Here is a 22402-nt window from a genome sequence, read left to right as displayed (position 1 = left end):
TCCAATGAGATAGAGAGGAGAGGAGTGAATTTTCGGATTAAAGAAGATTCTTTTTATTCAACAAAAATCGCTCAACCCCTCACCACCTCACCGTCTCACCTTCACACCCTCTCACCCCCTTCCTACAACAAACACCTCACCTTCACACCACCACAAATTCACAAAACACATACGCATGCAAACCAGAATGAAATTTTTAGACCGCTACCTTACGCTATGGATCTTTTTAGCCATGGGATTAGGCGTTTTGTTGGGGAATGTATTTCCCAACTTGCCAACAGCGATGAATCAATTCAGTGTAGGAAGTACCAATATTCCCTTGGCCATTGGATTAATTGTCATGATGTATCCCCCTTTAGCTAAAGTGAATTATACCTTATTGCCTTTGGCCTTTAAGGATAAAAAAGTATTAAGTCTATCGTTGGTGTTAAACTGGATTGTTGGGCCGTTATTGATGTTTGTTTTAGCCCTTCTTTTTTTACGTCAGCAGCCCGATTTAATGGTAGGGGTTATCCTGATTGGTTTGGCGCGTTGTATTGCCATGGTGATTGTGTGGAATGATCTCGCGAAGGGAAATCGAGAATATGCCGCTTTACTCATTGCCTTGAACAGTATTTTTCAAATCCTGTTTTACAGCGTATTTGTTTGGCTGTTCATCAATGTATTGCCTCCGTATTTTGGATTTGAAGCCTATGGTGTTTCCATTGACATGATGGATGTGGTTCAAAGTGTCGCCCTTTATTTGGGTATTCCATTCTTAGCGGGTTTTCTCAGTCATAAATACCTGTTGCAATACAAAGGAGAAACCTGGTACAACCATACGTTTATTCCCTTTATTTCTCCTTTTACGCTATATGCCTTGTTGTTTACCATTGTGTTTATGTTCAGCCTCAAAGGAGAACAAATCGTGCAACTCCCAGGACAGGTATTTCAAGTAGCCATTCCCTTGGTGATTTACTTTGTTTTGATGTTTTTTATTAGCTTTTTCATCAACAAATCTTGGGGTGTTCCTTATGATAAAAATGCCGCCATCGCTTTTACCGCAACAGGAAATAACTTCGAGTTGGCGATTGCCGTAGCCATATCGGTGTTTGGAATTCATTCCCCTCAAGCTTTTGTGGGCGTAATCGGTCCTTTGGTTGAGGTGCCGGTGTTGATTTTACTCGTAAAAGCTAGTTTGACATTGAGGTATGGAAAGAAGAAAGAGGAGAGAGGAGAGGAGTGAATTTTTGGATTGAAGAAGATTTCATTATCAAATGACAATGAATTTGAGAAAAGAAAGAAAAGCTATATTTTCTAAATAGAATAAGACCCTTTAAACGATAAGCTAAACCCAACACAAGTCAAATAATTGAAAAGACGGCAAAAATAAAATCGAAGCGTAGTGAAGATTCATCGAACTCCAAAATAAAACATAAACCTACTGAGATACATCTAAACCTACTGAGATAACCCCATGGAAATATTGTTTGCTAAAGTATTGTATTTCTGTTTTTTTGTTGTTTTTATATCTGTTATTTTTTGTTAATTTTGTGTGCAAAATAATTATTAAATTAATAATTGCATATGAAATTAAAATACTACGTAGTAGCAGCCTTGTTGAGTAGTGCTTGGGTAAATGCGCAAGTGAATGTGGATTTAAAGCACACCATCGAGCAGGTTCTCCTAGAACCGTTAACGGGAAATGTATTGGTAGAGGATAAAGAAAATATCTCTGCTATTGATGCTGAAAGCCACAAAGTGGTTTGGAGTATCGCAAAAAAAGACTATGTCAGTACGACGGCTTTGCAAAGCATCGATAAAATAAATTCAAAAGTATCGGCGAATGACTTTATTGGCGCTTTTTCCAAAAACGAAGAAATTTCGTTAATTCCCAATTCTCCCTTCGCATTAGTGAATTTAGAAAACAACGATTTAATCATCAATGCAGCAACGGGAAAAGTAGTATTTAATTCTGCTGATGCCGGTTACCGCATTTTAGAAACCTATTACCTACTTGCTGAAAACACGCTATTGGTTTTAGGAGTAAAAGGCGATCAAATTGAATTTGTCAACTTTGATTTAAATACAAAGGGAATCAAATGGTCTAATTCGGTAGGAACGGTAGATAGTTTAGGAAAAACCTTAGGCGGATTATTTAAAGTAAAACGAGTAGCCGAAGATAAGATTGTAGCAGTAGGCTCAACGATAATGGTGACGGTAAAAGGCGTTTTATACAACATCGATAAAAGCTCAGGAAAAGTAAATTGGAATACTTCTTATGCGATTACCAGTTTCTTTATCAATCAAAACAAAGATAAAGTAGTGGTAATTACAGATGAATCGAGTTTGTTTTCATCCAAATACGCCCTGAATGTATTGAACCTTTCCAATGGCGATAAGTTGTGGAAAGACAATATCACCACCAAGAATATTTCATATTTAGAAGATCATCAAGATAAAATTTTAGTAGCGCATACTACAGGATTCAACTTCTTTAGCTATAAGGACGGTAAAAAAGTTTGGAAGAAAGACGCTAAAGGAAAGAACATCAAACGCGTAATTCCAGTGGATCAAGATTATTTGTATATCGCAGATAATGAAATGAACTTGGTGAATAACAGTGGAGAAAACAAATGGAAGAAGTTTGTTGAGATTGCAGATGATGAAAAAGACGAAGTGTACTATTTAGATAAAGTAGGTAGCGACCGTGTTTTCTATTTAACCGATACCTATGGCAACATGGTAGACTATGTCTCAGGAAAGAAAATTTGGAAGAAGAACGTGAAGTTTGACAAGAAAAGACCGTTAGTTTATTCTGTTACAGGAGATAAGTTTTTAGTGTATAACAACAAGCGTATTTATACGTTCGATGCCAATTCTACAGATGATCCAAAACCAAAAGGGAAAGTAGAAGTAAACAACGATAAAACCATTAAAAGCATTGAAGCTTTTGATTGGGGCGTGTGTTTAGTAGGGGAGAACGATGTCATTGGTTTGGATTACGAAGGCAATCAACTGTATCACAATACCTACAAAGAGCCAGGAGAAGGACAACGAAGATTGTTGAAATCAGCAGGTATTGTTGGAGGAGCCTTGTTGCAAACAGGACAAGGAGCGAATGCAGCAATGGCGAATGCAACGGTAACAATGACCTATAGAGATACAAACGGAGAGTTGAAATCTGAAACCGGACATTTATTAACGGAATCAGCACAAAATCGCGCAAATAGAAATGCAGATGCTTTTGGTGGAGCTGCGGATGCGTTAGATAAAAACCTAACTGCTAAAGTAAAAAGTCGTTTCAACGCGATGAAACAAAATGACGAATATGCTTTCGTAGCCAATAGAGGAGAGAAAGGACCTGAATTGATCAAGGTGCGCAAGCAAGATGGAAAAGAAGTGGTAAAGATTGAATTAGATGGGAATAAACCGCTATATGAAATTGATCCAGTGAATGAAAATCTATACTACGCCAGTGGTAGTACGCTGAAGATTTACACGAAGTAATTCAGTTGAAATAAACAGCAAAAGGGTGTTCCAATCGGAGCACCCTTTTTTTTGTTCCTTGCAGTGAATGAGTTTCAAGTTGAGGTTTCCTTCTTTTTTCGTTCGTGCAGGGATAAAAAAACAATTACACCTAAAAAAACACAAGGAAAGTGCCTAAAAATGCGTGTTACCGCTGTTTTTATAGTATCTTGGCAGTACTGAAAAATAAAATTGCCCCATGACTGTAGCACCTTCCAAACGAATTACTTTTTGGCAACGTGTCCTATTGTATGAACTGTTGTTTGTGGCCTTGTCTTTTGTACAAGCGTCCCTTGCTATGTATCCATTTAAAGATCAGCCTTCCAGTAGTTTATCCTTCGATTTTTATACGGATGCTTTTTTTGCTTCCCTGCTTGTCAGTGTAGGCTATGTATTGGCGCTATTCCTTGTTTTGCGCATTAAACCTTGGTTGTTGCAGCTTGTGGTCCATCTACTTGTTGTTGGTTTGCTTTGGTTTTGGATTGATTTTGGTATTTTTCAGGACCGAGAAGCTGGATGGAGCACCTATACCACACAAGAAGCACTCTACGCGACGGTGGAGCATAGCCTTTGGATTATCCTCCTTAGTTCTGCTGTATTGGTGTGGGGAAATTGTAAAGTGCAACAACAGCCCTCCATCAAGTCCTAATGATGGCAACTAGTCTTCCTTTATAAATTGGTGATACTGACTCGAACTATTCCTATCTCCTTGAGCAGACTCCCAAATCGTCCAAATGTGGAGGCGTTGAACTTTTGGTAAAAATAAAACAGGAAGCTCAAGCTCTCCTTTTTGACGTTCACTTATTTGAATGCAAACAAAGCATTTGTCTTGTTTTTCACAATAGAGACACAAGGTTAATTTATCTTCCTTATGGGCGAGAATATTCATCAACGAAGTATCCCAAGTGATGCGTACTGTGGTTGCTGCAATTTGCTGAATTTCCACCGTATGTGCTGCGGGTAGTGTTCCGACAGCGAGTAGCGCTTGATCAATAAGGAGGTGAGGTTCTCCATCAATCACTTCAATTCCCTTTTTCATCAGTAAGGAAATTAATTGTTCTTTTCCCGATATTTTTTTGCCGTTTACCATCGCATGCGGATAGTAAAGCTTCACGGCTTCGCTCACTTTACGCACAAAACCAGAGACCAAACGCAGTTTGTCTCGTTGTAGTTTTTGGGCTGGAGTTGCTTTTTTTGACGATTTTCCAGGCCACGTGCGCAATAAACTTCGACCTCTCCACTGAACCCCTACAAAACCTCCAATTCTTCCACTTATTCCTCCAAAGATACCTTCTTTTAATTCTGCCATAGCTATGATTTTTAGAGTTGTAATATATCGAAAAAGCAACGCAGAAAAAGTTAACGCATCAAAGCAGGGTAAAATAAATAAATGCAGTGTTTACGAGGGTTCAGGAAGAAAGGGAAAGAAAAATAGGTGAATAGTTGAAATGAGAAACGGCAGAGCAGAACAAGGCGCAAGGTGCAAATGAAGATGTAAGGGCATGGGATCGATTTTGTTGGGATTAGGGGGCTGTTTGTAGTATGCTTTGAGGAAAATATCATTAGCTTGGAGATGAATTGGAGGTTCCTTGGACCTGGATTCGACAAAAAGGCTGTTTTTCCTTGTCTTGTCCATGGAAGGTCGGTGATTCGTCGAGCAAATTGAAAGAGTGGTGTAGAGGAGGTAGGAAGGGAGTTCAGTCTATAATAAGAAAATTCGCTAATTCAATATTTTCAATGTTGGAGAGAATAGGGGAATTGTGTTTATTAATGGAGATAAATGGAATGTTAATTAAATATGCCTAAATTTGATATATATAATTCAAATTAATGTCTGAAAAAAAATTCTAATATTTTTTGATTGCTTAATTCTATGAATAAACGTTTAAATGAAGCAGACAAAAGAGATAAGTTAAATAGTATGAAAAAAGTAGAGGTTGTTGCAGCAATATTGATGCATAATGATGAAATACTTTGTGCGCAAAGGGCGGAAAGTAAATTAGATTATATTTCGAAAAAGTTTGAATTTCCTGGAGGAAAAATTGAACTAGGAGAAACTCATAAAGAAGCTCTAAGAAGAGAATTAAAAGAAGAACTGAATATAAAACCTGAAATTAATGAGCTTTATCTTACTGTAGTTCATCAATATCCAGATTTTGAATTAACTATGCATAGCTTCTTGTGTAATATGCCAAATAGAGAGATTACTTTAAATGAACATATTTCTCATGTGTGGTTAAAGAAAGAACATTTATTAGAATTGGATTGGGCAGCTGCAGATTTACCTATTGTGTATAAAGTGATGCAAGATGAGTGAAAGTTTACACCATGATTTTATTGGAGGTATTCATCAGGGTTTTATAGATAAAGATATTGTATCTAATTCTATTAATATTCCTAAGCTTCTAACAAATAAGGATATTCCTAAGGAGAAAGTATTATCGACACTATTGCACGAACTCAATACTTGTAATGAGTTTCTTATCTCCGTTGCTTTTGTTACAACAAGTGGTATTGCGGTATTGTTTAATACACTTATTGCTTTAGAAAAGAGAAATATCAAAGGAAAAGTATTAGTGTCTCAATACTTAAATTTTACTCAGCCAGAAGCACTTAAAAAACTGAAAACTTTTAAAAATATTGAGCTTAAAATTTCAACACAAAACAATACACATACAAAAGGATATATTTTTCGTAAGGATACTCATTATACAATCGTAATAGGTAGTAGTAATTTAACTGCAAATGCCTTAACTGTAAATAAAGAATGGAATCTTAAAATATCAGGATTAAATGCAAGTGGTATTGTAGATGATGTTTTGAATGAGTTTCATCGTGATTTTGAAGAAGCTATCTCGGTTACAGATAAATTTATCACTTTTTATGAAGAATTGTATCTTAAGTTAAAGGAGAAAAGACAAATTGAATCAAAAGAGATCAATAGTGAAATAGTAATTCAACCTAATAAAATGCAAAAGGTTGCCTTAGGAAATTTAAGAAAACTAAGACAAGCAAATAAAAATAAAGGATTGATAATTTCCGCTACAGGAACAGGAAAAACATATTTGTCAGCTTTTGATGTGAAAAGTGTTAATCCTAAAAGAATGCTATTTGTAGTACATCGTTTAAATATTGCTAATGATGCGCTTCATACATTTAAAACGCTATTAGGGAAAGATAGAACATATGGGCTTTTTTCTGGGGACCAGCGTGATATGGAAGCAGATTTTATCTTTTCAACAATCCAAACAATCTCAAAAGAAGAAAATTTAGTCAAGTTTGATAAAACTCACTTTGATTATATTATAGTCGATGAATCTCATCGTTTGGGAGGAGCTTCATACCTGAGATTGTTAGACTATTTTGACCCTAAATTTTTATTGGGAATGACTGCAACGCCTGAACGTACAGATGGATTTGATATCTTTAGTCTTTTTGATCATAATATTGCTTATGAGATAAGACTGCATACGGCTATGCAAGAAAATATGTTGAGTAATTTTCATTACTATGGGATTTCTGATTTATTGGTTAATAATGAACATAGAGAAAATGTAAGAGATTTTAATTTGTTAGCTGATACCGAGAGAGTAAATAAGATTATTTTTAATGCTAAACGCTTTGGAAGTGATAATGGCATCATTAGAGGCTTGGTGTTCTGTTCGAGTAATGTTGAATCTGCTTTTTTATCGTCAAAATTTAATGAAAGTGGATTTAAAACACTTGCTTTATCTGGAAAAAGTACTGAAAATGAACGAATAGAAGCAATTGCTAGATTAGAATCTGATGATAATAAAGAAAAATTGGATTATATTTTTACGGTAGATATTTTTAATGAAGGAATAGATATACCTAAGATAAATCAGATTTTGATGATTAGACCTACTGAGTCTGCCATTGTTTTTGTACAGCAATTAGGACGTGGTTTGAGAAAAGCTGAAAATAAAGAGTTTTTAACTATTGTAGACTTTATAGGGAATTATGAAAATAATTATTTAATCCCTATAGCTTTGTATGGGGATACTTCATACAACAAAGACACTTTGAGAAGATTAATTTCCGAAGGAAGCAAGCATTTGCCAGGTGCGTCTACAATTAATTTTGATGAGATAACAAAAGAAAAAATTTACGAAGCAATTGCTACGGCTAATATGTCTACGCTGTCGGATTTAAAAAAAGATTATCAATTATTAAAATTTAGATTAGGAAGAATACCTTTGATGGTTGATTTTCTAGCGTATGAATCTAGAGACCCTTTTCAGTTTGTTGTCTATTCAAAATCTTATTACAATTTTGTAGTGCGTGTTGATGATACTTTTGAACCTGAATTAGATGAGAGTAGTATCGATTTATTGATGCTCTTTTCAAGAGAAATAAATAATGCGAAAAGAGTTGAAGAAAGTTATTTGCTAAAAATATTGCTGGAGCAAAAAAAAGTAACAATTCAATTTCTTAAAGAGCGAATTTATACAGTGTTTAACTACATACCAACTGATGCTACAATAGACTCGTGTATAAGAAATATTAATTTTGACTTTCTTAAAGAGTCTAAAAAGATAATTGTACAGAATCAAGACCATATTCAATTTCATCCAGAGTTTAACGAGATACTTGAAAAGGGTGTTTTTAAAAACTTCTTCGTTGATACGATTGAATATTCGATACAAGCGTTTGGGAAGTCGTTTACACCAATTAATTTTAGAGATGGATTAGTATTATATAATAAGTATAGTCGCAAGGATGTTTGCCGATTACTGAATTGGCCAACAGATATCAGTAGTACATTATATGGTTATAGAACAGTGAATGAAATTACTCCTTGTTTTGTAACATACCACAAATCGGATGATATTGAAGAAACAATTAAATATAATGATCACTTTATAAGTCCATCAATTTTTGCGTGGGATTCTAGGTCTAATAGGAAATTAGATAGTCCTGAGATAAAAAATGTACTTAATTCAAAGAGAATATTATTATTTGTAAAAAAAGAGGATGCCGAAGGAACGGATTTTTATTATATGGGAGATGTAAGTATAATTAAAGACTCAGTACAACAAAGTTATATGACAGATTCAGCATCGCCAGTTGTTCATTTTAAGTTTCAATTAGAGCAGCCAGTTGCAGAAGAATTATATGAATATATAACATCAGGAGCAATCATAGTGGATTAATATAAAAAAGTAAAAGACCGATTGAAGAAACACTTCACGTCGGTCTTTTTTATTTTCCTCTACCCAAATATTCCCTATATTTAATCGAAACGAATTGAAATGAAATACCTCCCTTTTAGTATATTGGTTTTGTTATTGATCAGTTGTCAACAGCCCCAAGCACAAACCTTGTTGGCAGCTTCACTCACACCCGAACAAAAGGCCAAGCAAGACCGCCTTATCGAAACCTATGCGACCAATAAAGCCCATCAGTATAATTACACCGTTCAACTAAAAGAATGGCAAGACGCTTTAGATGAAGGGTTGGCACAAGACCCTACGATTGCCTATTTGTGGCAGCAAAAGGCCATGCCTTATTTTAAGGCTAGAAAATACGAAGTGGGGATGGCGTATATAAACAAAGCCGTGTTGTATGATGCAGAACGTTATTTGGGCTATCGCGCCTTTATCAAATGCATCTTCTCCAAAACCTATCGCGAAGCTATTGCCGATTTCGAAACCTGTATTGCCCATTGGGGCGATCGTTATGAAATGGATCACACCTATACTTTTTACATCGGACTGTCTTATTTACAACTCAATGAATTCGACAAAGCCGAAGCCTATTTCTTAAAAGCCGTAGCCAAGCAAAAAGAAGTGTTTCCGGATGTGCATCACCTCGAACTTTTTTATTTGGGCATCGTTTGTTACGAACAAGAACGCTTTGCAGAAGCCATCGCTTATTTTGACCAAGCAGTGGTCAACTACAAAGAATTTTCAGACGCTTATTACTATAAGGGCTTATGCCAATGGAAAATGAATGAACCGAAAGAAAAGATTAAAGCAACTTCAGATCTGTTTTTTACCTACAACGAACAAGGGTTTTCTATTAATGAAGCCAATGCTATTTACGAGCGCTATCCCTATCAAATTCCGAAGCAAAATAAAGAGTAAAATAAACAGTTTTATGCGTATCTTACTTAGATCTAAAAGTGGAGTATGGATGCTTATCGCAAGTATATTGTAGGTTTTATTTGGGGCATTTCGGGAATCTTGATAGCGGCTTTTATTCTATTTGGCGGACTATTTTATATTGCAGAAACAGAGCGAAGACCCAGGAGTAGTGCTGATGAAGCGTTTTGTGGAGTGCCTAATTTACCAGAAGAAGTACAACAAGGAAAAGCGTTGTTTTATCAGCATTGTCTAGCTTGTCACAAGTTGGATATGGATGGTAGTGGTCCAGGATTAAGAAACGCAGATCCTCTGGTTTTACAGCGTTGGTTACTCGTTGATCCTGCACAAAAAGATCAAGTGGAATATGGACGTATGTTTCATCTCCAAACATTTAAAAATCAATTGTCAGAAGAAGATATTCAATCTGTTCAGACCTATTTGACGTATTGAAATAGAGAACATCAAATGATGTATCCCTTGTTTACTTTTACTTCAGAAATACTACCTTTGTATCAAATCAACTCACATGAAAAAACTAGTAATACTCGCAATCGTAGGTTTGTTTGCATTAGGATGTAAACAAAATACAACACAAGAACCACCGGTACAACAAGCTACAACCAAAGAAGAAGTGGCTAAAGCCTTTGCAACTACAGCAGCCCTTAAAAAGATAAGCAGTGAGTTATTGGTTCCCATGGAAATTGTAGAACCCGCAGCTAAGGAGGTAACAGCCAAATACGGATTGGAATTTGGGGGCAATTGCTATGCGTGTGACGTGGTGAATATCTTGATTGACGGAGAGATGATTACCTTGATGAATGCGTGCGATTTACACAGTCAAGTGTCTTATACAATCGAATCAGTAGAGGAAAAAGGAAAGCAAATTAGCATCCGAACGCAGTCTCATACATTTGTATTTGAACAAGTAGAGGAGTATCCCGTGTATAGCCTAAAAGTACAGGGAGATGAGATTGACGAATCCATGTTTAGAGAAGCCTCTTTTTATACCTTGCGCAGTTTGTTGGAAACATTTGAAGTACACGATTGTGGCGATTTTGAAGGATAAAAGTGCAAAAAAGTGTTTTTTTTGTGATTTTCATGAGAGAGACAAGTTGTATATTGGAGTAGAAAAACACACAAGATGATCAAGTACAGTTATACTATTATGTACGTAAAACACGTAGAAGCTACGGTTGCGTTTTACGAAAGTGCTTTTGGGTTTGAACGCAAGTTTATTACACCAGAAGGCGATTATGCAGAATTAATTTCAGGAGAGACAACACTAGCTTTTGCCTCAGCAGATTTAGCACAGTCTAATTTAGCTAAAGGATATACAGCTGTAAGTAAAGAGCAGGTGATGGGCATCGAATTGGGATTTGTCGTAGACAATGTAACAGAAGCTCTAAACAAAGCAATAGAAGCTGGAGCTACCCTATATGAACCCTTAAAGGTAAAACCTTGGGGGCAAAGCGTAGCATATGTTATCGATTGTAATGGTTTTCTAATTGAGTTATGTACAGCCATGGGAGGCTAAAAAAGACAATACAAGATACTACCCAAAGTTGGGTAAAAAGAAATTGTGATGGTCGCGCATCACAATTTTTTTTTTCACGTGAAGGGTATATCGTCTTGCGCTTAGTCTAGTTTGTTCTCATCGTCATCTTCTTCCTTTTTTGGGCTTCCTCCCATAAACATGAAGATCGCTATGACAAGTCCCACACATACTAAGCCAAAGATAATGATCATAAATGTGCCATTAGCAAAATTGTACAGAGGTAAATTCATTAAGTTCATAATACGTGTTTATTTATGTTATTCTGTACTAATTTATGAAAAATAATAATAATATAGTCTGATAAATGTCAGTTGTTTATTGTGAATAATAAAAAAAGCCCCTTTTTTTTGGAAAGGGGCTTCTGTTTGCTATAGCTTATCTAAGGTATTTCCTAAGGGAAGGTTCATTTTTTTAGTTAAAGAGGAAAGTTCTTTTAAACTGAAGTTTCCTGTAATGAGTACTAAAACACTTTCTTTTGTTGGATCTACACTGTCGTTGTACATGACTAGTTCCGAAATAGTTTGATTCGTTCCCGATTTGTCGATGTAAATAACAATCTTAGAGTCGTTGTCTTTTTTGTTGATTAATTCCTTGAGATTTTTGGACTGTACGTACTCAGAGATTGTAGTAGTCATGTCTTTTTTTACCTCTTGCGTTTTTGTGTTGAAAACGCGTAAACTTGTCAGCTTTTTAATTAAGTCAAAATAGCGTTGCTCTTCTGTGTTAGTCGCTTCTACTTTTACGTTAGCCATCATTTCGAACATCTTTTTGTTGACAACAACATTGCTGATGTTTTTATTTTTTTCAAATTTTGAAAAGCTGTCTTGTGCCCAAACTACATTTGCTGTAAATAATAAGAAGCAACAGATCAAATAAGGTACGATTCGTTTCATAAAAATCTAATTAGTTGTATCGCTAGTATTTAAAGCTTTGGAAACCTCGGATAAAATTGATTTACACTCCTGATAAGCGAGTTCAGGATTGGAAAAAGTGCCGAGATTGGTCTCTGAGGGTGGCGCTTGTATCGTCTTGAGATATTGAGATTGTACAATCAAGACAAGTAAGCTAACAATCAGGATACCGCCAATGAAGTAAGTGATGTTTTTTTTGTTCTTCATTATTTCTTGCGAACTAAATTAATATTATAGTAAAAATAGAAAATATAATTGAAAAATTATTACTTTTTACGAAGATAGTGTCGACGAGTAGCAATAAAAAAGAGTCCCTGAGGACTCTTTTATTTTTTATTTGTAGTTCGCGTAGAAATGTTTCGTTAGAATTCCTGCTGTGAAACTGCTCACCTTCTGTCCATTTTGGTAAACGTGAACCGTGCTTGGATCTAGCATATCTCCTGCATCACCCACGTAAATCGTATTCTTAATTACATTGAAGCCGTAAAAAGTTGAAGCTTCGATGTATTCTTTTTCTGGAATTGTCAATACCGGAGCTACTTGTACATTGGTATCATGTGGATTCCATTTGTACACCGCGTTATTACTTGTGTAGTACATGTCGTTATTGTCTACACGCAAATTCTTAGCAGCTGTGTTTCTGGTTGAGAAAAATTCAGTTACCTTCTCATCCGTTTGTGCATCAATCTTATAGAAAAAAGATTTGTCTGCTGTACTTGAAACAGCGAAAATAAAATCACCTAATGTTACAAAGTCCTTCAATTCTTTTTGAACAGGTATAGACTTGATAATATTGAATTTTTCATCCACAACAACGATTTCACTCTTATCTGCTGAAATGTTTTTCTGTACGTATACTTTGGTATGCCAAGCTAAAATTTGTCCTACTGGAGCATTGATTTTAATCAAGGTAAGGAATTGGTAGTTTGAATCGTACACACTTACTGTTTGTGTTTCTTCATTGGTAACATACACTTTGTTGTTTGCAAAAGCAATGGATAAAGGTTTGTTTAAACCTTCTGTAATTGTTCCTTCGTGTTTGAAGGTATAGCGGTTGAAAATTTCAACTTTATTCGATCCTTTTAATACAACAAATGCTTTGTTGTCTTTGAAGGCCATACTTTGTGCACCATCTCCTAATGCTCTATCTGCCGTTTGCGCAATATTAGCATGATATTTATCGTAAGCAAAACTTGAAAATCCTATGGATGCATCATTATACGCTAAACCGCCTTGATTTAAAATAAGTAAACCGTTGTCAAGGTTAGGTACTTGTGGTACTTCTACAAAAGGATCATCCGATGTACTACAAGATGTTGAAAGGATTGATAATGATAGTGCTAGAAATAAAAGTTTTTTCATATTTAGTTGCATAGTATTAGTATTACACAAAAGTGAAAGTTTAATAAAATGTTAATTTTTATCTTTCTCAAAATTAGTTTTTATTCTGAAATAAACAAGTGCTAATTGGTAAAATTTATAGGTCAACTCCTTAATTTACATTCAAATCACTTGTTCTGTACCATTCATTCGCAGCAGAAGGGATTTGTCAACCTATTTTAACCCCATAAAATACGCTTTTCTCCCTTCTTCTTCTTTCTCTTTCTCCTAACGTAAATTGGGGAATTGTAGTATAGTAAACAGGCGTTTTTTTTTGAAAAAGGAGAAAGGGCTATTTTTTTGTTAACTATTTTTAACAATTGAAGGTGCTTTGTAACCTACTAGGTGAATTAGAAGTTTTACATGCTGTTTTTTACTTGGTGGATTTAAATCGAATGAAATTCAATCAAGAGATGTCTTTTGCCAACTGCATGAAAAACCTCGCGCATTTAACAGCCAATATCCAAGATGTTGAAAAAATGGCGGAGCATTACGCGCGATTGATTGGCAAAAGTTCGAAGGAAGTTTTTATTCGTTTGTGGTTAGAAACAATTAAGTTTCAACTTAGATGCTACAAAAAAGAAAGAGATTAAGTTTAGAATCAAACAATTTTATTTTAGTTCGGATAGAAGAAAGGAGAAAGGAGTGTGAATTTTCTTAAAAAGAATCACTTCTTTAATCGAGAATTCACACTCCTTTCTTCTGACCTCTTTCCTCTTTCTTTTTTCCGCTCTCCAAATAAGAAGAAATAAGTTTATTTTTGTGTGGTAAACGCAAGTATGTATGAGAAAAATAGCTTTTTGTTTGTTGATGTGTATGGGGGGGCTTTTGTTTGTTGGGTGCAAGGATAAGCCAACAACAGAAGTAGGACAAACGACACAACAGCCCCTGATTACCTACGCCAAAGGTTTTACGTTAACTGCGTATGACAATCTATATGTAGTGCAAATTATCCAACCTTGGGTTTCCGCAAAGGAGCGTTTTACTTATGTGTTGAAAAGACAACAGGCGCAAGTACCTGATTCGCTGCAGCGCTATACGCAAATTCAAATTCCTATTCGAACAATGGCTTGTACGTCTACTACCCATATTCCCGCTTTAGACGTTTTAGATGAAGTTCCTGCCCTTGTTGGGTTTGCAGGCTTAGATTATATTTCAACAGCAAGTGTTCGACAACAAATTAAAGCTGGAAAAATCAAAGAACTAGGGCAAAATGAGGCGTTGAATGTTGAAGTCGTAGTTGATATGCAACCCGATGTACTGATGGCCTTTGCAATGGACAATGGAAATAAAGCACTACAAACCATTGAACAAGCTGGAATTCCCGTTTTGTACAATGGAGATTGGACGGAACAAAATCCGTTGGGTAAGGCGGAATGGATCAAGCTGTTTGGCGTTTTGTTCGATAAAGAAAAAGAAGCCAATCGCTTTTTTGATCAACTGCTAACCGATTATACCGCTGCTTTACAGCTGGTAACAACACAAAAACAACAACCAAGCGTATTAAGTGGAGTGATGTATGCCGATGTATGGTATTTACCAGAGGGAAATAGTTGGGCAGCAACCTATTTTAAAGATGCTAAAACCAATTATTTATGGCAAGAGACAAAGGGGGTCGGTAGTTTAGCCTTATCTTTTGAACAAGTGCTGGAAAAAGGACAACAAGCGGATCTTTGGATTAATCCCGGACATTATGAATCACTGCGTGATTTAGCCGCAGCTAACCCGCACTACAAAGAATTTGATGCGTTTAAAAACAAAAAAGTATATTCTTTTGCACCGACCAAAGGGGAAACGGGAGGAACTCTTTTTTATGAATGGGGACCACTGCGACCAGATCTTGTGCTGAAGGACCTAATCAAAATCGCACATCCAGAAATTCTCCCAAAGTATCAACCTCATTTTTACAGACAATTACAAGAATGAAAAAACAAAAAATAAGTTGGTGGCTCGGGAGTATACTCGTTTTATTCGTCCTGATACTCAACCTTTCTTGGGGGAGTGTTCAAATTCCCTTTAAAGAAGTTGTTCGCATTCTCCTAGGACAAGAAGGAACAAAAGCATCATGGGAGTATATTGTATTGCATTATCGATTGCCCAAGGCCATTGTTGCCATGCTCGTGGGGATAGCACTATCACTGAGTGGGTTGTTAATGCAAACACTGTTTCGAAATCCCATGGCAGAATCCTATGTCTTGGGAATCAGCGCAGGGGCAGGACTCGGTGTTGCCTTGGTATTGATGGGAGGCGCAGTGCTTCCCGCTTTTATTACCCCCTACCTTACCTCTAGCTATGCGCTATTGCTTACGTCCGTTTTAGGTAGTACGCTGCTGTTGCTGTTAGTTCTGGGAGTCTCACATCGTGTCAAGAACTCCGTTACCGTATTAATTGTCGGTTTGATGTTTGGTAGTTTTGCCAATGCCATCATCTCCATACTAACCTATTTTAGCGAAGCAGAACAACTCAAAAAGTACACCGTATGGATGTCGGGCAGTTTAGGAAACTTAACCAAAGAAATGCTCTGGCTTTTTTTGATTGTCGTTGGTATTGGGGTGCTACTGTCTGTATTTTTAATCCGACGATTAGATGCGCTGTTGTTGGGAGAAGCCTATGCAACTTCACTGGGAATAAACGTCAAGCAAACGAGAAATTTAATTATTATCACTACCAGTCTATTGGCAGGTGGTGCAACGGCATTTGTTGGACCGATTGCCTTTATTGGCTTGGCGGTTCCGCATATGGCGCGTTTGTTGTGGAAAACCAATACGCATCGCACATTAATTGGCGCTTGTATTTGGATGGGAAGTATTGTCCTCTTACTCTGTGACATGCTTACACAGATTCAGCCCCACGCGATTCTGCCCATCAATGCCATTACCGCTATTTTTGGAGCGCCCATCGTAATTGCTTTGCTATTTAAATATCGCGTTTTTTAGAAAATAGAAAAATAGACAAAAACTAAGCTTGATGACTAGTTTTTAAATTATCTTTGCAAGCTGTAAATAGACAATATGAAGTTCGAATTATTACATACTGATGTTCAGTCACGTGCGCGTGCTGGAAAAATTACGACGGATCACGGCGTAATTGAAACACCTATTTTCATGCCTGTGGGTACAGTTGCAACAGTAAAGGGTGTACACCAACGTGAACTAAAAGAAGAAATTAACCCAGATGTCATTCTAGGAAATACCTACCATTTATATTTACGACCAAAAGTAGAAATTTTAAAGCAAGCCGGTGGTTTGCATAAATTCATGAATTGGGACCGCAATATTTTAACTGATAGTGGAGGATTTCAAGTGTATTCGCTTTCTGCTAATAGAAAGATTAAAGAAGAAGGAGTAAAATTTAAATCCCATATTGATGGATCGTATCACTTTTTCTCTCCAGAGAATGTGATGGAAATTCAACGTGCGATTGGAGCGGATATCATCATGGCTTTTGACGAATGTACGCCTTATCCTTGTGATTATCGCTATGCAAAGCGCTCAATGCACATGACGCACCGTTGGTTAGATCGTTGTGTGACTCATTTTAATAACACACCTGAAATGTACGGGTATTCTCAAGCATTATTCCCTATTGTTCAAGGAAGTACGTATAAAGATTTACGTCAACAATCAGCAGAGTATATTGCCAATGTTGGAGCAGAAGGAAATGCCATTGGTGGATTATCTGTAGGAGAACCTGCAGAAGAAATGTACGCCATGACAGATGTGGTTACCTCTATTTTACCAGAAGATAAACCACGTTATTTGATGGGGGTGGGTACACCAATTAATATTTTAGAAAATATCGCCCTAGGTGTAGATATGTTCGACTGTGTAATGCCTACGCGTAATGCGCGAAATGGGATGTTATTTACATCCGAAGGAATTATCAATATGAAAAATAAAAAGTGGGAAAATGACTTTTCTCCGATCGATGCAATGGGACATACTTGGGTAGATACGGCTTATTCGAAAGCGTATTTGCGCCATCTATTTGCCGCTAATGAGTCGCTTGGAAAACAAATTGCGTCTATCCACAATTTAGGTTTCTATATGTGGTTGGTACGCGAAGCACGCCAACAAATCTTAGCAGGAACATTCGCAACTTGGAAAAATAAGATGGTGAAGCAATTAGGAGAAAGATTGTAAAAATCAACAAACGTCAAATAGCAAAAGTAGGGTACAGATGAAAATTATAGACTGGTATATTTTAAAGCGATATTTAGCCACTTTTTTTGTGATGCTCTTGCTATTTGTACCTATTGGTATTGTGATTGACGTCTCTGAAAAGATTAATAAAATCCTAGAAAACAAGGTGCCAGTACAAGCTACAGTTTTGTATTACTTGGATTTTACCGTCTATTTTGCCAATATGTTGTTTCCTATATTTCTGTTTATTTCCATTATTTGGTTTACGTCCAAACTGGCGAATAATACCGAAATTGTAGCTATTTTAAGTTCGGGAATTTCCTTTACGCGATTTTTACGCCCTTATTTGATTGGTGCAACATTAATTTCATTTCTAGCGCTAGCTATGTCCATGTATATCGTGCCTAAAGCGAGTGCGGGGTATAACGATTTTCGCTATAAATACCTGAAAAGAGATGAGGTGCGCGAAAGTCAGAACGTATTCAAGCAAATCAATCCGAATGAATTTATCTTTGTCAGTAACTTCAACTACAGTACCAACACGGGATATAACTTTACCATTGAAGAATTTGACGGAAATAAGTTAGTCTCTAAAATTGAAGCGAAACGCATTGAATGGAATGAAGAAACGAAAATGTATACGCTGTACGATTACTTTAAAAGAGAAGTAGGAGAAAAGGGGGATGTTTTGGAATCTGCTAATGCTAAGGAATTGAAATTAGAATTCGATATAGATGATTTAAGTCCAGTTGTTTACGCAGCAGAAACGATGACTTTAGGCCAGTTGAAGCGCTTTATTGAAAAAGAACGCATGCGTGGGTCTTCTAATATCAATGTGCACTTAGTTGTGTTGTATAAGAAATACAGTGTGCCTGTATCGGCTTTTATTTTGACCATTATTGCCGTATCCGTGTCTTCAATGAAGCGAAGAGGAGGGATGGGGATCAACTTAGCTATTGGTATTGCCTTAGCTTTTATTTATGTCTTTTTTGATAAGATTTTTAGTGTTTTAGCGGAAGCCTCTAGTATGTCACCTTTAGTGGCCGTGTGGATTCCCAATGTCACATTCGCAATTTTAGCTATATTTTTATTACGAAATGCTCGCAGATAATGTAAAGAGTAATTTGCTGTTACACCTCATTGTATTCGTTTGGGGGTTTACCGCTATTTTAGGTAATTTAATTACACTAGATGCTCTACCTTTGGTTTGGTACAGAATTGTTATTGCTGTTATTACGTTGCTCTTGCTGTTTGCGTTTAAACGACAAACGCTACAAGAAAGCAAGAGTAATATCTCTAAATTTTTAGCCGCTGGAATAGTTATCGCACTGCATTGGTTGACCTTTTTTTGGGCCATTAAAGTGTCTAATGTATCCGTTACCTTGGCCTGTTTGTCAACAGGTGCTTTTTTTACTTCAATTTTAGAACCGATCTTCTATAAACGCAAGATTATTGCCTATGAAGTATTCTTTGGTTTTATCGTTGTATGTGCGTTAGGATTGATTTTTAGCGTGAGTACCGAATATGTTGAAGGAATTATGTTGGCCTTGTCCGCAGCTTGTTTGTCTGCTGTTTTTTCTATTATCAATGGAAAATTCGCACAACATTCCTCGGCTTCAATCATCACCTTTTACGAAATGGTCGGCGGATTGTTGATCCTGTCCCTCTATTTGTTGTTTAGTGGTGGGTTTACAGCAGAATTCTTTGTCGTTACTACTTCAGATTGGCTGTGGTTGTTGGTGTTAGGTACTTTTTGCACCGCTTTTGCATTCATCGGTTCGGTCTATGTAATGAAGTATATTACTCCCTTTACCGTGATGTTAACCATCAACTTAGAACCGGTATACGGTATTCTACTTGCAATTTTGATCTTTAAAGACAGTGAGAAAATGAGCCCCGAATTTTATGTCGGTGCCTTGTTAATATTAAGTACAGTAGTACTGAATGCTATTGTTAAAAACAGGAAAAAGATAAAAGTTGACAAAATATAGTAGGGCTATATAGAGGAAAATTTTATCTTTGTCCTTAGTAATTGAAACTAAAATTTATTCATAAATGGAATATTTAGATTTTGAGCTTCCTATTAAAGAACTTGAGGAGCAGTTAAAAAAATGTACGTTAATCGGGGAAGAATCTGATGTGGATGTATCAACGACTTGCTCACAAATCGAGAAAAAATTAGAAGAGACAAAGAAAACAATATATAAGAATTTGACTCCTTGGCAACGCGTACAGTTGTCAAGACACCCAAACAGACCTTATACCGTTGATTATATTAAAGCGCTTTGCGGAGATACGTTTTTAGAATTATTTGGTGATAGAAATGTGAAAGATGATAAAGCAATGATCGGTGGATTAGGTAAAATTGGCGATCAGAGTTTTATGTTTGTAGGTCAACAAAAGGGATTCAACACAAAGACTAGACAGTTCAGAAACTTTGGGATGGCAAATCCTGAAGGATACAGAAAAGCTTTGCGTTTGATGCAAATGGCTGAGAAATTTAATATTCCAATTGTTACTTTAATCGATACGCCAGGGGCATACCCAGGATTAGAGGCTGAAGAAAGAGGACAAGGTGAAGCTATCGCTCGTAATATCTACGAAATGTTCCGTATTAAAGTGCCAATCATCTGTATTATTATCGGTGAAGGTGCTTCAGGAGGTGCTTTGGGGATTGGTGTGGGTGACCGCGTAACCATGTTAGAAAATACTTGGTACTCTGTAATTTCACCAGAATCTTGTTCGTCTATTTTATGGAGAAGCTGGGAATATAAAGAACAAGCAGCAGATGCATTAAAATTAACATCTTATGACATGAAAAAGAATAAGCTTGTTGATGATATTATTGCAGAACCTCTTGGTGGAGCTCACTCAGATAGAGAAGCTACTTTTGAATCAGTGAGATCTTATATTGTAAAAACACACAAGGAATTAGCAAAAACTCCATTGGATAAGTTACTAGACCAACGCATGGAAAAGTACTTCGAAATGGGAGAATACAAAAGCTAATTAAACCTGTAATACATAAAGAAAATCCGAGTTTTTACTCGGATTTTTTGTGCTTTACTATTTCTTGAATCAAATGAAAATAGGATATTTTTATTGATTGTAAATGGAATAGAAGAGTAGGTAACAAAAAAAGAGTTATTTTCGCATTATGGAACAAGCAAAAGATATACGTACCTATGCCAGCTCTTTTAATAAAGATGTAATTGCTTTAGAGAAAGGGAAGTTACCGCCTCAAGTTACTGACTTTGAGGAGGCTGTGTTGGGTGCAATGATGATTGATAAAAAGGGAATTGACGAAGTGATTGATATCCTTCAGCCTGATGCTTTTTATAAGGAAGGACACAAGTATATTTTTGAAGCAATTGATCAATTGTTCGTGGGAAACCAACCTATTGATTTGTTGACTGTATCTGCTCAGCTGCGAAAAAACGCAAAACTGGATATCGCAGGTGGGGATGCTTATTTGGTTAGCTTAACGCAAAAAATCAGTTCTTCGGCGCATATTGAATTTCACTCTCGTGTGATACTGCAGAAATTTATTCAACGCAGTTTGATTCGAATTTCAAATGAAATTATCGAAGACGCTTATGATGAAACAACCGATGTTTTTGATTTGTTGGACAAAGCGGAAGCGAAGCTTTATGAGGTTACACAAGGAAATATTAAAAAGAGCTCGGAAACAGCTCAAAGTTTAGTGGCACAAGCCAAAAAGCGAATCGAAGAAATTAGTACCAAAGAAGGATTGAGTGGTTTGCCTACGGGTTTTCATAAATTAGATGAGCTAACGTCTGGATGGCAACCGAGTGATTTGATTATTATCGCTGCACGTCCAGGGATGGGGAAAACGGCTTTTGTATTATCGATGGCACGTAATATTGCCATTGAAGCAGGAGCAGGAGTAGCCTTTTTCTCCTTAGAGATGTCCTCTGTTCAGCTAATTACGCGTTTGATTTCCTCAGAAACAGGATTGTCCTCTGAGAAATTGCGTACAGGTAAACTAGAGAAACACGAATGGGAGCAATTGAACGTAAAAGTGAAAGATCTTGAACGTGCACCTTTGTTTATCGATGATACACCTTCGTTGTCTATTTTCGATTTACGTGCGAAAGCAAGGCGTTTAGCTTCGCAATACGGCATTAAACTAATCGTGATTGACTACTTGCAGTTGATGACAGCAGGAGGAAGCCAAAAAGGTGGTGGAAACCGTGAGCAAGAGATTTCAACGATTTCTCGAAATTTAAAAGCGTTAGCCAAGGAGTTGGATATTCCTGTTATCGCCTTGTCGCAGTTATCGCGTGCGGTAGAAACAAGAGGAACGTCTAAACGACCTTTATTATCGGATTTAAGGGAGTCTGGAGCGATTGAGCAAGATGCGGATATCGTATCGTTTATTTATCGTCCAGAGTACTATAAAATTGAAGAATGGGATGATGAGTTCCGTTCTCCTACAGCAGGACAAGCTGAATTTATTGTAGCAAAACACAGAAATGGTGGTTTGGACAATATCCGCCTAAAATTCTTAGGTATGTTTGGTAAGTTTGATAACCTAGATGAAGATGCACGTATGGAAGGTTTTACTGGTGGTGATGGAGTGTATTCTTCCGCTATTAATGAAGGTGGAGCCAATATGACACAACACTTACCACCCGCCAGGGATGTATTTAACGATGATGATGTACCGTTTTAGTGAACGGTTGACAGTTGACGGTTGACGGTTAACAGAAGATATTCAATAGTAAGAAAATCATTCCTTTATAGGAGTGATTTTTTTGTTTAGATGAGATGAATAGT

21 protein-coding genes are annotated in these 22402 nt (G+C 36.6%); 17 read left to right on the top strand and 4 right to left on the bottom strand.

Annotated features, from left to right (window positions below):
- Window positions 1-175: 175 nt before the first annotated feature.
- From arsB to FBR08_RS03170, 3 genes are all read left to right on the top strand, one after another.
- On the top strand, window positions 176-1225 hold the full coding sequence (arsB, locus tag FBR08_RS03180) for an ACR3 family arsenite efflux transporter (RefSeq protein ID WP_158961381.1): 1050 nt from the start codon (window positions 176-178) through the stop codon (window positions 1223-1225).
- Window positions 1226-1566: 341 nt separating this feature from the next.
- The gene (locus FBR08_RS03175; RefSeq protein WP_158961380.1) at window positions 1567-3489 is read left to right on the top strand and encodes an outer membrane protein assembly factor BamB family protein; all 1923 of its coding nucleotides are present in this window, start codon (window positions 1567-1569) and stop codon (window positions 3487-3489) included.
- A 217-nt stretch (window positions 3490-3706) separates the two neighbouring features.
- The gene (locus tag FBR08_RS03170) at window positions 3707-4156 is read left to right on the top strand and encodes a hypothetical protein (RefSeq protein ID WP_158961379.1); all 450 of its coding nucleotides are present in this window, start codon (window positions 3707-3709) and stop codon (window positions 4154-4156) included.
- 9 nt (window positions 4157-4165) lie between these two features.
- Here FBR08_RS03170 and FBR08_RS03165 read toward each other — a convergent pair whose 3' ends face one another.
- Window positions 4166-4816, bottom strand: a complete 651-nt coding sequence (locus tag FBR08_RS03165; protein ID WP_158961378.1) for a DUF6266 family protein — start codon at window positions 4814-4816, stop codon at window positions 4166-4168.
- Window positions 4817-5380: 564 nt separating this feature from the next.
- Between FBR08_RS03165 and FBR08_RS03160 the strand changes: the two genes are divergently transcribed.
- From FBR08_RS03160 to FBR08_RS03135, 6 genes are all read left to right on the top strand, one after another.
- Complete coding sequence (locus FBR08_RS03160) at window positions 5381-5824, top strand: (deoxy)nucleoside triphosphate pyrophosphohydrolase (protein ID WP_233266217.1); 444 nt, start codon at window positions 5381-5383, stop codon at window positions 5822-5824.
- Complete coding sequence (locus FBR08_RS03155; RefSeq protein ID WP_158961377.1) at window positions 5817-8681, top strand: DUF3427 domain-containing protein; 2865 nt, start codon at window positions 5817-5819, stop codon at window positions 8679-8681. The genes FBR08_RS03160 and FBR08_RS03155 overlap by 8 nt, the downstream gene beginning before the upstream one ends.
- A 99-nt stretch (window positions 8682-8780) precedes the next feature.
- Entirely contained in the window at window positions 8781-9614 is an 834-nt protein-coding gene (locus FBR08_RS03150; RefSeq protein WP_158961376.1) for a tetratricopeptide repeat protein, read from the top strand.
- Between the two features lie 45 nt (window positions 9615-9659).
- Window positions 9660-10064, top strand: a complete 405-nt coding sequence (locus tag FBR08_RS03145) for a c-type cytochrome (RefSeq protein ID WP_158961375.1) — start codon at window positions 9660-9662, stop codon at window positions 10062-10064.
- A gap of 76 nt (window positions 10065-10140) precedes the next feature.
- A complete protein-coding gene (locus FBR08_RS03140) occupies window positions 10141-10680 on the top strand; it encodes a hypothetical protein (protein ID WP_158961374.1) in 540 nt (179 codons plus the stop codon).
- A gap of 75 nt (window positions 10681-10755) precedes the next feature.
- The gene (locus tag FBR08_RS03135) at window positions 10756-11148 is read left to right on the top strand and encodes a VOC family protein (protein ID WP_158961373.1); all 393 of its coding nucleotides are present in this window, start codon (window positions 10756-10758) and stop codon (window positions 11146-11148) included.
- A gap of 101 nt (window positions 11149-11249) precedes the next feature.
- On the opposite strand, the gene FBR08_RS16730 is transcribed toward FBR08_RS03135, so the two are convergent.
- From FBR08_RS16730 to FBR08_RS03125, 3 genes are all read right to left on the bottom strand, one after another.
- On the bottom strand, window positions 11250-11408 hold the full coding sequence (locus FBR08_RS16730) for a hypothetical protein (protein WP_199268624.1): 159 nt from the start codon (window positions 11406-11408) through the stop codon (window positions 11250-11252).
- A 129-nt stretch (window positions 11409-11537) separates the two neighbouring features.
- Window positions 11538-12062, bottom strand: a complete 525-nt coding sequence (locus FBR08_RS03130; RefSeq protein ID WP_158961372.1) for a DUF4252 domain-containing protein — start codon at window positions 12060-12062, stop codon at window positions 11538-11540.
- A 351-nt stretch (window positions 12063-12413) separates the two neighbouring features.
- Complete coding sequence (locus FBR08_RS03125) at window positions 12414-13442, bottom strand: YncE family protein (protein ID WP_233266215.1); 1029 nt, start codon at window positions 13440-13442, stop codon at window positions 12414-12416.
- 344 nt (window positions 13443-13786) lie between these two features.
- On the opposite strand from FBR08_RS03125, the gene FBR08_RS03120 reads away from it, so the two are divergent.
- From FBR08_RS03120 to dnaB, 8 genes are all read left to right on the top strand, one after another.
- Complete coding sequence (locus tag FBR08_RS03120) at window positions 13787-14053, top strand: hypothetical protein (protein ID WP_233266213.1); 267 nt, start codon at window positions 13787-13789, stop codon at window positions 14051-14053.
- Window positions 14054-14243: 190 nt separating this feature from the next.
- A complete protein-coding gene (locus FBR08_RS03115) occupies window positions 14244-15386 on the top strand; it encodes an ABC transporter substrate-binding protein (RefSeq protein WP_158961370.1) in 1143 nt (380 codons plus the stop codon).
- A complete protein-coding gene (locus FBR08_RS03110; RefSeq protein WP_158961369.1) occupies window positions 15383-16396 on the top strand; it encodes a FecCD family ABC transporter permease in 1014 nt (337 codons plus the stop codon). The genes FBR08_RS03115 and FBR08_RS03110 overlap by 4 nt, the downstream gene beginning before the upstream one ends.
- A 75-nt stretch (window positions 16397-16471) precedes the next feature.
- Window positions 16472-17602, top strand: coding sequence for a tRNA guanosine(34) transglycosylase Tgt (tgt, locus tag FBR08_RS03105; protein WP_158961368.1), 1131 nt, complete (start codon window positions 16472-16474; stop codon window positions 17600-17602).
- A gap of 37 nt (window positions 17603-17639) precedes the next feature.
- Window positions 17640-18713 carry an LptF/LptG family permease gene (locus FBR08_RS03100; RefSeq protein ID WP_158961367.1) on the top strand — a complete coding sequence of 358 codons (1074 nt, stop codon included), beginning with the start codon at window positions 17640-17642 and terminating at the stop codon, window positions 18711-18713.
- A complete protein-coding gene (locus FBR08_RS03095) occupies window positions 18700-19593 on the top strand; it encodes a DMT family transporter (protein ID WP_158961366.1) in 894 nt (297 codons plus the stop codon). Before FBR08_RS03100 ends, FBR08_RS03095 begins: the two co-directional genes overlap by 14 nt.
- Before the next feature lie 64 nt (window positions 19594-19657).
- Complete coding sequence (locus FBR08_RS03090; RefSeq protein WP_158961365.1) at window positions 19658-20611, top strand: acetyl-CoA carboxylase carboxyltransferase subunit alpha; 954 nt, start codon at window positions 19658-19660, stop codon at window positions 20609-20611.
- A gap of 148 nt (window positions 20612-20759) precedes the next feature.
- The gene (gene dnaB / locus FBR08_RS03085) at window positions 20760-22298 is read left to right on the top strand and encodes a replicative DNA helicase (protein WP_158961364.1); all 1539 of its coding nucleotides are present in this window, start codon (window positions 20760-20762) and stop codon (window positions 22296-22298) included.
- The last annotated feature ends 104 nt before the right edge of the window (window positions 22299-22402 follow it).

Source organism: Myroides fluvii, assembly GCF_009792295.1.
GTDB lineage: Bacteria > Bacteroidota > Bacteroidia > Flavobacteriales > Flavobacteriaceae > Flavobacterium > Flavobacterium fluvii_A.
This window is presented reverse-complemented; position numbering and strand designations above follow the sequence as displayed.

Excerpts from the sequence above, each read along its gene's own strand:
- arsB (WP_158961381.1), top strand. The coding sequence starts at position 176 with ATGCAAACCAGAATGAAATTTTTAGACCGCTACCTTACGCTATGGATC.
- FBR08_RS03175 (WP_158961380.1), top strand. The coding sequence starts at position 1,567 with ATGAAATTAAAATACTACGTAGTAGCAGCCTTGTTGAGTAGTGCTTGG.
- FBR08_RS03170 (WP_158961379.1), top strand. The coding sequence starts at position 3,707 with ATGACTGTAGCACCTTCCAAACGAATTACTTTTTGGCAACGTGTCCTA.
- FBR08_RS03165 (WP_158961378.1), bottom strand. The coding sequence starts at position 4,816 with ATGGCAGAATTAAAAGAAGGTATCTTTGGAGGAATAAGTGGAAGAATT.
- FBR08_RS03160 (WP_233266217.1), top strand. The coding sequence starts at position 5,381 with ATGAATAAACGTTTAAATGAAGCAGACAAAAGAGATAAGTTAAATAGT.
- FBR08_RS03155 (WP_158961377.1), top strand. The coding sequence starts at position 5,817 with ATGAGTGAAAGTTTACACCATGATTTTATTGGAGGTATTCATCAGGGT.
- FBR08_RS03150 (WP_158961376.1), top strand. The coding sequence starts at position 8,781 with ATGAAATACCTCCCTTTTAGTATATTGGTTTTGTTATTGATCAGTTGT.
- FBR08_RS03145 (WP_158961375.1), top strand. The coding sequence starts at position 9,660 with ATGGATGCTTATCGCAAGTATATTGTAGGTTTTATTTGGGGCATTTCG.
- FBR08_RS03140 (WP_158961374.1), top strand. The coding sequence starts at position 10,141 with ATGAAAAAACTAGTAATACTCGCAATCGTAGGTTTGTTTGCATTAGGA.
- FBR08_RS03135 (WP_158961373.1), top strand. The coding sequence starts at position 10,756 with ATGATCAAGTACAGTTATACTATTATGTACGTAAAACACGTAGAAGCT.
- FBR08_RS16730 (WP_199268624.1), bottom strand. The coding sequence starts at position 11,408 with ATGAACTTAATGAATTTACCTCTGTACAATTTTGCTAATGGCACATTT.
- FBR08_RS03130 (WP_158961372.1), bottom strand. The coding sequence starts at position 12,062 with ATGAAACGAATCGTACCTTATTTGATCTGTTGCTTCTTATTATTTACA.
- FBR08_RS03125 (WP_233266215.1), bottom strand. The coding sequence starts at position 13,442 with ATGAAAAAACTTTTATTTCTAGCACTATCATTATCAATCCTTTCAACA.
- FBR08_RS03115 (WP_158961370.1), top strand. The coding sequence starts at position 14,244 with ATGAGAAAAATAGCTTTTTGTTTGTTGATGTGTATGGGGGGGCTTTTG.
- FBR08_RS03110 (WP_158961369.1), top strand. The coding sequence starts at position 15,383 with ATGAAAAAACAAAAAATAAGTTGGTGGCTCGGGAGTATACTCGTTTTA.
- tgt (WP_158961368.1), top strand. The coding sequence starts at position 16,472 with ATGAAGTTCGAATTATTACATACTGATGTTCAGTCACGTGCGCGTGCT.
- FBR08_RS03100 (WP_158961367.1), top strand. The coding sequence starts at position 17,640 with ATGAAAATTATAGACTGGTATATTTTAAAGCGATATTTAGCCACTTTT.
- FBR08_RS03095 (WP_158961366.1), top strand. The coding sequence starts at position 18,700 with ATGCTCGCAGATAATGTAAAGAGTAATTTGCTGTTACACCTCATTGTA.
- FBR08_RS03090 (WP_158961365.1), top strand. The coding sequence starts at position 19,658 with ATGGAATATTTAGATTTTGAGCTTCCTATTAAAGAACTTGAGGAGCAG.
- dnaB (WP_158961364.1), top strand. The coding sequence starts at position 20,760 with ATGGAACAAGCAAAAGATATACGTACCTATGCCAGCTCTTTTAATAAA.